Origin of the sequence: uncultured Tepidimonas sp. (assembly GCF_938045175.1) — a bacterium.
Lineage (GTDB): Bacteria > Pseudomonadota > Gammaproteobacteria > Burkholderiales > Burkholderiaceae_C > Tepidimonas.
The window spans coordinates 1-7949 of sequence record NZ_CALIND010000136.1 but is presented as its reverse complement, the minus strand read 5'-3'; the positions used below and the strand labels follow the sequence as shown (position 1 = coordinate 7949).

Annotated in this window: 12 protein-coding genes and 1 pseudogene; all 13 read left to right on the top strand. The window is 65.6% G+C overall.

Annotated elements, in window-relative coordinates; translation table 11 throughout:
- The coding region (locus tag Q0716_RS07210; protein WP_299021411.1) for a nickel-dependent hydrogenase large subunit at positions 1–499 on the top strand (499 nt) is incomplete at its 5' end.
- Between the two features lie 24 nt (positions 500–523).
- Positions 524–1126 (top strand): HupE/UreJ family protein, encoded by a 603-nt coding sequence (locus tag Q0716_RS07205; protein ID WP_299021409.1) that lies wholly within the window; start codon positions 524–526, stop codon positions 1124–1126.
- Positions 1127–1162: 36 nt separating this feature from the next.
- Positions 1163–1909, top strand: a complete 747-nt coding sequence (gene cybH, locus Q0716_RS07200; protein WP_299021407.1) for a Ni/Fe-hydrogenase, b-type cytochrome subunit — start codon at positions 1163–1165, stop codon at positions 1907–1909.
- Between the two features lie 75 nt (positions 1910–1984).
- Positions 1985–2653 carry a HyaD/HybD family hydrogenase maturation endopeptidase gene (locus Q0716_RS07195; protein WP_299021405.1) on the top strand — a complete coding sequence of 223 codons (669 nt, stop codon included), beginning with the start codon at positions 1985–1987 and terminating at the stop codon, positions 2651–2653.
- Between the two features lie 3 nt (positions 2654–2656).
- Positions 2657–2983 (top strand): HypC/HybG/HupF family hydrogenase formation chaperone, encoded by a 327-nt coding sequence (locus tag Q0716_RS07190; protein WP_299021403.1) that lies wholly within the window; start codon positions 2657–2659, stop codon positions 2981–2983.
- Positions 2980–3426, top strand: coding sequence for a hydrogenase (locus Q0716_RS07185; RefSeq protein WP_299021401.1), 447 nt, complete (start codon positions 2980–2982; stop codon positions 3424–3426). Before Q0716_RS07190 ends, Q0716_RS07185 begins: the two co-directional genes overlap by 4 nt.
- Before the next feature lie 10 nt (positions 3427–3436).
- Positions 3437–4315 (top strand): hydrogenase expression/formation protein, encoded by an 879-nt coding sequence (locus Q0716_RS07180; RefSeq protein ID WP_299021399.1) that lies wholly within the window; start codon positions 3437–3439, stop codon positions 4313–4315.
- Positions 4316–4359: 44 nt separating this feature from the next.
- A complete protein-coding gene (locus Q0716_RS07175; RefSeq protein ID WP_299021414.1) occupies positions 4360–4641 on the top strand; it encodes a rubredoxin in 282 nt (93 codons plus the stop codon).
- Complete coding sequence (gene hybE / locus Q0716_RS07170) at positions 4631–5188, top strand: [NiFe]-hydrogenase assembly chaperone HybE (RefSeq protein ID WP_299021397.1); 558 nt, start codon at positions 4631–4633, stop codon at positions 5186–5188. Before Q0716_RS07175 ends, hybE begins: the two co-directional genes overlap by 11 nt.
- Complete coding sequence (locus tag Q0716_RS07165) at positions 5185–6345, top strand: hypothetical protein (protein WP_299021394.1); 1161 nt, start codon at positions 5185–5187, stop codon at positions 6343–6345. Before hybE ends, Q0716_RS07165 begins: the two co-directional genes overlap by 4 nt.
- Positions 6338–6691, top strand: coding sequence for a hydrogenase maturation nickel metallochaperone HypA (locus tag Q0716_RS07160; RefSeq protein WP_299021391.1), 354 nt, complete (start codon positions 6338–6340; stop codon positions 6689–6691). Before Q0716_RS07165 ends, Q0716_RS07160 begins: the two co-directional genes overlap by 8 nt.
- Positions 6692–6765: 74 nt before the next feature.
- Complete coding sequence (gene hypB, locus Q0716_RS07155) at positions 6766–7671, top strand: hydrogenase nickel incorporation protein HypB (protein ID WP_299021413.1); 906 nt, start codon at positions 6766–6768, stop codon at positions 7669–7671.
- Between the two features lie 3 nt (positions 7672–7674).
- Positions 7675–7949, top strand: a pseudogene (locus tag Q0716_RS07150) (carbamoyltransferase HypF); the annotation flags it as partial.

Here is a 7949-nt window from a genome sequence, read left to right as displayed (position 1 = left end):
GGGTCTGCCAACTACGCAATACACCCTGAAGCAGTTGTTGCCCACCACCATCGGCCGTACATTGGCTCGCGCACTGGAGAGTCAATACAGCGCTGAAATGATGATGGACGATTTCAAGCAGCTGGTCGCCAACATCAAGGCCGGAGATACGAGCACCGCCAACGTCGAGAAATGGGACCCAGCCACGTGGCCGAAAGAGGCCAAAGGCGTGGGCACCGTGGCCGCGCCGCGTGGCATGTTGGGCCACTGGATCAAGATCAAAGACGGCAAGATCGAGAACTACCAATGCGTGGTACCGACCACGTGGAACGGCTCACCGCGAGACGTCAAGGGTCAGATCGGGGCCTTCGAGGCCTCTTTGCTCAACACACCGATGGTCAATCCGGAACAACCTCTCGAGATTTTGCGTACGCTGCATAGTTTCGATCCTTGCTTGGCCTGCTCTACCCATGTGATGAGCCCCGACGGTCAGGAGATGGCCAGGATCACCGTCCGCTGAACGTCCCCGCAGAAGGAGAAACCCATGCAAGCCACAAGCATCCGCCAAATCTCCGCCGCCGTGCTGCTGGTCAGTCTGGCCGGTGTTGCGCAGGCTCACACCGGCCACGGCACCCACAGCCTGATGGAGGGTCTGCTGCACCCGTTCGGGCTGGATCACCTGCTGGCCATGGTGGCCGTGGGCGTCTGGTCGGTGTCCGCCTTGCCGCAGGGCAAAGCCTGGCAGGGGCCGGCCACCTTCCTGCTCGCGCTGGTCATCAGCGCCGCCCTGGGCGCGGCCGGTGTCACCGTGCCGTACCTGGAGCACGCCATCTCCCTGAGCGTGGTGCTGTTCGGCCTGATGCTGGTCGTTGCCCAGCGCGCGATGCCGGTGGCGCTGGGCCTGGGGCTGATCGCCGCCGCCTCGTCGCTGCACGGTCTGGCCCACGGTGCCGAAACGCCCGAAACCGGCTTCGCGGGTTACGCCGCCGGCTTCATGCTGACCACCGCGGTGCTGCACATCAGCGGCGTCGGTGTCGGCCTGGCCATCCAGCGCTGGCTGGCCGAGCGCCGTGGCGCCGTGCTGGGCGGGCTGGGTGCTGCCGTCGGCGCCGCAGGGCTCTACCTGTTCGGCCAGTTGGCCGCCTGATGCTTCCCCTCCCCCTCGCACAGGAAGGAGTGCTCCATGTCTACCTTGCCTGCCGACCAACGGACCCGGCAACGCCTGGCCGATGTCACTGGGACCGACACCGAAGCCGTCTCGCATGGCCAGATCACCAAGTCGGTGTATGTGTATGAAGCGCCAGTGCGCATCTGGCATTGGGTCAATGCCTTCGCCATCACCGTGTTGTGCATCACGGGCTACTTCATTGGTGTGCCGCTGCCGACCATGCCGGGTGAAGCCAGCGACCACTATGTGATGGGGTATGTCCGGTTTGCCCACTTTGCGGCCGGCTACATCATGGCCGTGGGGCTGTTGGGCCGGGCCTACTGGGCGCTGGTTGGCAACCACCATGCGCGCGAGCTGTTTTGGGTGCCGTTGTTTCAGAAGGCCTATTGGACCGAGGTGTTCAGGATGCTGCTGTGGTACCTGTTCATCATTCCCAGGCCCAACCAGTACGTTGGCCACAACCCACTGGCGCGGCTGGCCATGTTCAGCGGCTACCTGATGCTGTCGATTTTCATGATCGTCACCGGCTTTGCGCTCTACAGCGAAGGCGCGGGTGCTGGCTCGTGGCAGGACTGGCTGTTCGGGTGGGTGATTCCGCTGTTTGGTCAAAGCCAGGATGTGCACACGTGGCACCGGATGGGGATGTGGGCGATGGTCATCTTCGTGATGTTGCATGTGTACGCGGCGATTCGCGAGGACATCATGGGGCGTCAGTCGATCGTCTCGACGATGATCTCGGGCCACCGCACGTTCAAGGACTGATGCCCCATGGCATCCGTCTGCAGCTAGCGCCGGTTTGCACCGCTTGCCATCGATTTCTGATGGGTAACGATCGCCATGGACTTCGCGACGCCCGCATCGACTTGCCACCCCGGGTCGGACAGCCCGCAACACCGTATCGTCGTGCTGGGGATCGGAAACCTGCTGTGGGCCGACGAAGGTTTCGGGGTGCGGTGTGTCGAGGCGCTGCATCAACGCTACACCTTTGCCGACCACGTCCATGTGATCGATGGTGGCACGCAGGGGTTGTACCTGTTGCCGTATGTCCAGGAAGCCGATCGGCTGTTGATCTTCGACGCCATCGACTACGGGCTCGCGCCGGGCACGCTGCGGCTGGTGCGTGACGACGATGTTCCGCGCTTCATGGGGGCCAAGAAGATGAGCCTGCACCAGACGGGTTTTCAAGAGGTTCTGTCGCTGGCACAGCTCACGGGGAAATATCCCTCGCAGGTTCTGCTCATTGGCTGTCAGCCGCAAGAGCTCGAAGACTATGGCGGGAGTCTGCGGCCGGTCGTGCGGGCGGCGGTGGAGCAAGCGCTCGCGTTGGCGCTCGTCGAGCTGCAGCGCTGGGGAGCTGACCCGGCGCCCCGCCCCTTGCGGCCGGTACCGGCCGAGTCCGTCACGTGCGCAGAGCTGGCTCTGGCCACCTATGAGGCGCAGCGTCCCGGGCCCGACGCCGCGTGCCGCACTGGCGACGAGCGCTTTTTCGCGCCTGCGGGAGGGTGATGCATGTGTATCGGCGTACCCATGCAAGTCCTTCAGGTCGACGGCGCGTTTGCGTTGTGCCACGGCCGTGGCGAGCGGCGGCGTATTCGCACCGTGCTGGTCGATGAGGTGTCGGCGGGCGATTGGCTCCTGGTATTTCTGGATGATGCGCGAGAGCGCATCGACGCCCAGCGTGCCGCCGAAGTAAACGCGGCGCTGGATCTGCTGGAGGCCGCCATGCAGGGGCATCGTCGACCCCACCAGCATGCCGACTTCGTGCTTCCGTCGCAGATGAGTGCCGAAGAGATGCGCGCCTTGACGGGCGCCCCCTATCGTCCGGAGAACCGATGATGAACGAAACACAGTTACATGCCCCGCTGATCGAGCGGTTGGTGCAGGTCCACGGAGCAACTTGGGTCGATGAACACAGCGTTGGCGACTGGGTGGCCGGAGAGGGTGACCGGGTCCTACTGCTGGCAGGGGACCCGGTGCGTTTTCCGGAGGGCGTCGATGTGGCCGTCGTGCTACCCGAGCTCATGAAGGCGTTCCCGGGTCGTTTCGTGATCGCGGTCGTGCCACAGGCACGGGAAGAAGCCGTGGCGCGTCGGTATGGCTCGCAGCGCTGGCCCACGCTGTTGTTTTTTCGCGAGGGTCAGTACGTGACGGCCATCGCCGGCATGCAGGACTGGGACGTGTATTTGGCCCAGGTGGCGGCTGCGCTGGCCATGCCTCCTTCTCGCCCGCCGAGCATCGGCATCCCCGTGGTCTCCCTCTCCGGGGCTCACTGTCATTGAAGGAGTGTCCATGGTAGCGTTTCCCATTCCCGTCGTCGCGGAGGGCGCGGGCGTGTCGGCCGAGGACGAGGCGCTCGACTATCTGCCGATGCCCAAGGGCATGCACACCTACGCCCCTCCCGTGCTGCCCGAGCCGCAAGAGCTGCTGGGCCTGGGTCGGGCATGCCTGACTTTGCAGCAGGTATTGGGGCTGCTGCAGCGGGTTGCCGATACCGGTACCGCGGAACGGTTGCGGCTGGAGGGGCTCTCCGAGCGGGAGGTGGCCGTCCTCAATCAGGTGTTGGGTGAAGGTGAAACGAGCGCTGTGGTTCCGCTCGAGCCGGGGCGACTGGAGGTGCACGTCCAGGAAGCCATCTTTACCGGTGTCTGGCGGCTCATGACCTGGCGCACCGGCGAGTGTGGCACGGTCGAGCTGGTGGACGATGCGATCGAAGTCGGTCCAGTGCCCTCGTTGTTTGGCGCGGTGGCGGCGCAAGATGTCTGGGAGCGCTTCCCCGTTTGGGAGGGTGAGTTGCCACCCAACGTGCAAAACGCCCCGCTGTTGCTCACCGAAATTCGTGACCGGGTGGCGCGCTGGCAACCGGGGCAAGCGGCGCATGTGGTCAACCTGTCGCTGCTGCCCGTCTCGGCCGAAGACATTGCCTTTTTGGACCACCACTTGGGGACTGGCCGCATCCGTTTGTTGGCGCGCGGCTATGGCAACTGCCGCATCTCCAACACGCGGTTGCCGAACTGCTGGCGTGTCGTCTACTACAACTCGATGGACAAGGTCATTTTGAACACCGTCGAGGTGGTCGACATGCCGGCGGTGGCGCTGGCAGCGCCGGAGGATCTTCGGGATTCCCATGCGCGCCTCGCTGATGTCTTGTCGTATCTGGAGTCGGCATGAACCACAGTCCACTGGCACCCGGCGATGACTCGAGGGTCGTCGCAATGACGGCGGGAGATGCGCCGTCCGCCCCCATTGGTCAGGATGCCAGCGGTGGTCACGGCTTCGAGGGTAGCTACCTGGGGAAGCGGGAGCAGCTGCGGCCCTGGTCGCGGCTGGAGTGCAAAATCTGCTGGTGGGTCTACGACCCCAACGAGGGCGATCCGCAATGGCAGATCCCGTCCGGAACCCCGTTTGCTGAGTTGCCGTCGCACTGGCGTTGCCCGCAGTGCGACGGGGATGCGCGACAGTTTCTGCTCTTGCCCGATGAACGCGATGGCAACTGACGCCCACCCCTTCGGGCCGACGGCGGCCCTGCGGATATCGGCAACCGCGCGTGTTGGCGGCCCCGCCGGGCTGGCAAGCCGCGTCGAACAATTGGAGGCGTTTTACCGCTGGGTACACACCGAGCGCATGCAGGGGCTCCCGATCCTCAATCCTGCCCTTCAGGTGGAGGCGGTGGGTTTTCGGCTGCTCGATGGCGATGGCATGGTCGCGGGAGGGGTGCTCATCACACCGTGGTTCATGAGTCTGGTGTGTCTGCCCTTGACATGGCAGGATGGCGGGCAGCGCATCGGTTGCAAGCGTGAGCGTGCGTTTGGTAACCAATGCTTCGAGTTCATCGGTGCGCACGACCCCGCGATCGGTTGGCACGAGGCATGCGCGTTGTTTTCACCCATGGGGGGATTCGATCGGCACGAACTGGCGCGCGAGACGGCGTGCGCGGTGTTGGCATCGCTGTTTGCCGAGGGCCAGAAGACCTCTGTGGCACCGGGTGATAGGGCGTCGCGCCGGGCGTTTTTGCTGGGGCGGCGCGCGGGTGCGTCGTCATGACTGCCATCGCCGGCAGCCTGGAGATGCGCCCGGGCGTTGCCGCCCCCCACAACGTGCGCAGCACGAGGCGGAATTGGGTGTCACCGCTGGTGCAGGGGCGGCCCATCGACCAAGTGCCGGGGCTGGTGGCCACTGTGCTGAGTCTGTGCGGGGCCGCGCATCGCTGCGCCAGCACGCTCGCCATCGAGGCGGCGGCGGCGATGCCCGGTTCGGCCAAGGGCACCATCGATACCATGCTGCATCGCGAGACGGTACGGGAGCATCTGTATCGGATTGCACTCGATTGGCCGCGATTGCTGGCCGGGGGCGACGGCGGTGCACTGGCAACGGCCGCACTGGCTTCGATGCAGCGCTGCCCGTTGGCTGGCGCGCGAGCATCGCCGGCGCAGCTCTGGCCAGCCCTGAGTCATTGGTTGCGGGACGAGTGGTTGCATACCGATCCCGCGCGCTGGTTGCAGGCATGGCTGGCCGAGGGTATCGATTGGTTCCACGCGTGGAGTCGGCGGCATACCGGGTGGCTGGGCGCGTTGCTGCGCACGGCCCGACAGGCGGACGTGGCGTGGCCGCGGGGAGTCGTCCTGCGCCCTTTGTTCGCGCACGGCAGCGAGGTCGAGCTGCGCCGGCTGGCGGCAGACATCGCGTCACGGCCGGGGTTCGACCGTCTGCCGCAGTGGCGGGATGCGCCCGCGAGCACGGGTTCGTGGGCGCGTTTGCGGCAGCCAGCCGAACCCGTGCCTCGGAGTGTTGGGGAATTGCTGGGTTATCGGCTTGCCGAGTTGGTGCGCCTGTGTTTGCCGGATGCTGAGGGTGAGTCAGGCGCGCAGTGGCTGGGTTGGGGGGTGGTTGCCGTGGGAGAGCGCCAATGCTTGGCCTGGGTGGAAATGGCGCGAGGGCTGCTGATCCACCTCGTGCGCCTCGGGCAGCCTCAGTCGGGAGCGGTGGCAACGGTGCTGGACTACCACGTCGTGGCGCCGACCGAGTGGAATTTTCATCCGGCGGGGTTGGCCGCGCAGGTGCTCGCCACGCTGTCGATCGACGATCCCGAAGTACGCGCTCGGGTGAATCTTCTCACCGCCGCGCTGGATCCTTGTGTGCCGGTTGAGATCTGCGCGCCGAACGAGGATACTGCAGGATACCAAGAGAGCAGTCATGCATGAAGCAAGTTTGGCCGGTGGCGTGTTGCAGCTGGTGGAAGAGGTGGCGCAGCGCGAGGGTTTCCGACGGGTGCTCGAGCTGCGGCTGGAAGCCGGGCAGCTCTCGGGCGTCGATGTGCGGGCGCTGCGCTTTGCGCTCGAGAGCCTGGCGCCAGGCACCCTGCTCGAGGGCGCACAGATCCACATCGACGAGCCCGCGGGGCAGGCGTGGTGTTTGTCCTGCAGCCAAAGCGTGCCGTTGGCCCAGCGGGGCGAGGCTTGCCCCGTCTGTGGGGGTTACCAGCTGCAGCCAACGGGGGGGATGGAGTTGCGCGTCGTCGACTTGCGGGTCAGCGACGCGGATGCGTGATTTGACCAAAGGAGTGAACGATGTGTGTCGTGTGTGGTTGCAGTGAGGGCGGCGCGGGGCACGCCCATCATGCGATGCTGGGCCAACAGGCGGACGCTGCTGCTGCCGAGACGGCGCGCGATACCCTGCACTTTGGCACGGGGGTGGCCCGGGTGTCGGTGCCTGGCTTGAGTCAAGAGCGTGCCATTCGGCTCGAGCGCGATATCCTGGGTGCCAACGATCGGGTGGCGCAGCAAAACCGGGCCCACTTCCGGGCACACGGTGTGTCGGCGCTCAACCTGGTGTCCAGTCCGGGTTCGGGCAAGACCACCCTGCTGTGCGCCACCATCGAAGCGCTGCGGCAGCAGGGGCCGCAGTGGGAGGTGGCCGTCATCGAGGGCGACCAGCAGACCAGTTTCGATGCCGAGCGCATCCGAGCCACCGGCGTACCTGCGATTCAGGTCAACACCGGCAAGGGCTGTCACCTCGACGCGCCGATGGTGGCGGAGGCGTTTGCGCGTCTGCACGCGCACTTCCATCACCACGGGGACGGGCACGAGCATGGGCACGCAGCGGTGCGTCGTCTGTTGTTCATCGAAAACGTGGGCAATTTGGTGTGCCCCGCGATGTGGGATCTGGGCGAGACGGCCAAGGTCGCGGTCCTGTCAGTGACCGAGGGGGATGACAAGCCCCTGAAGTATCCCGACATGTTTGCCGCCGCGCGGCTGATGATCATCAACAAAGTCGACTTGTTGCCACATGTTCGGTTCGATGTCAATCGTTGCATCGAGATGGCGCGTCGCGTCAACCCCACCATCGAGGTCATCGCCTTGTCGGCCATCTCTGGCGAGGGGATGCCGGTGTGGCAGGATTGGCTGGCCCGGGTGGTTGACGGCGAGCACCGTCAGGCGTCAGAGGCCGACGCGGAGGCTTTGCGCGCGCGGATTTCGCGGCTCGAGGCCGAACTGGCGCAGGCCAGGGCCGCGCTGGCGGAGCGTTGAGCCATGGGGGCTTCGGTCTTGGCGGTCGGCGCCTGGCTCAAAAACCGGGCTTGCCGGATGGGCGACGACGGCGTCGAATGGTCCGAGCTGCACGGAGACCTGAGCGATCCGCAGGCCTGTGCGGCGCTGGAATCGTCGGTGCAGGCGCTGATTCGCTCGGCGTCGAGCCGGGGTCGACCGGTGCGGGCCATCGCGCACGATTGGCCTCCGGATTTTTTCAGTACTTGGCTGGCGCTGCGGATGGCTGACACGTTGGGGGTGGCTGCTGTGGGGGTCCA

Bases quoted from the DNA above. Each gene is read 5' to 3' on its own strand.
- Q0716_RS07205 (WP_299021409.1), top strand. From the start codon at position 524: ATGCAAGCCACAAGCATCCGCCAAATCTCCGCCGCCGTGCTGCTGGTC.
- cybH (WP_299021407.1), top strand. From the start codon at position 1,163: ATGTCTACCTTGCCTGCCGACCAACGGACCCGGCAACGCCTGGCCGAT.
- Q0716_RS07195 (WP_299021405.1), top strand. From the start codon at position 1,985: ATGGACTTCGCGACGCCCGCATCGACTTGCCACCCCGGGTCGGACAGC.
- Q0716_RS07190 (WP_299021403.1), top strand. From the start codon at position 2,657: ATGTGTATCGGCGTACCCATGCAAGTCCTTCAGGTCGACGGCGCGTTT.
- Q0716_RS07185 (WP_299021401.1), top strand. From the start codon at position 2,980: ATGATGAACGAAACACAGTTACATGCCCCGCTGATCGAGCGGTTGGTG.
- Q0716_RS07180 (WP_299021399.1), top strand. From the start codon at position 3,437: ATGGTAGCGTTTCCCATTCCCGTCGTCGCGGAGGGCGCGGGCGTGTCG.
- Q0716_RS07175 (WP_299021414.1), top strand. From the start codon at position 4,360: ATGACGGCGGGAGATGCGCCGTCCGCCCCCATTGGTCAGGATGCCAGC.
- hybE (WP_299021397.1), top strand. From the start codon at position 4,631: ATGGCAACTGACGCCCACCCCTTCGGGCCGACGGCGGCCCTGCGGATA.
- Q0716_RS07165 (WP_299021394.1), top strand. From the start codon at position 5,185: ATGACTGCCATCGCCGGCAGCCTGGAGATGCGCCCGGGCGTTGCCGCC.
- Q0716_RS07160 (WP_299021391.1), top strand. From the start codon at position 6,338: ATGCATGAAGCAAGTTTGGCCGGTGGCGTGTTGCAGCTGGTGGAAGAG.
- hypB (WP_299021413.1), top strand. From the start codon at position 6,766: ATGCTGGGCCAACAGGCGGACGCTGCTGCTGCCGAGACGGCGCGCGAT.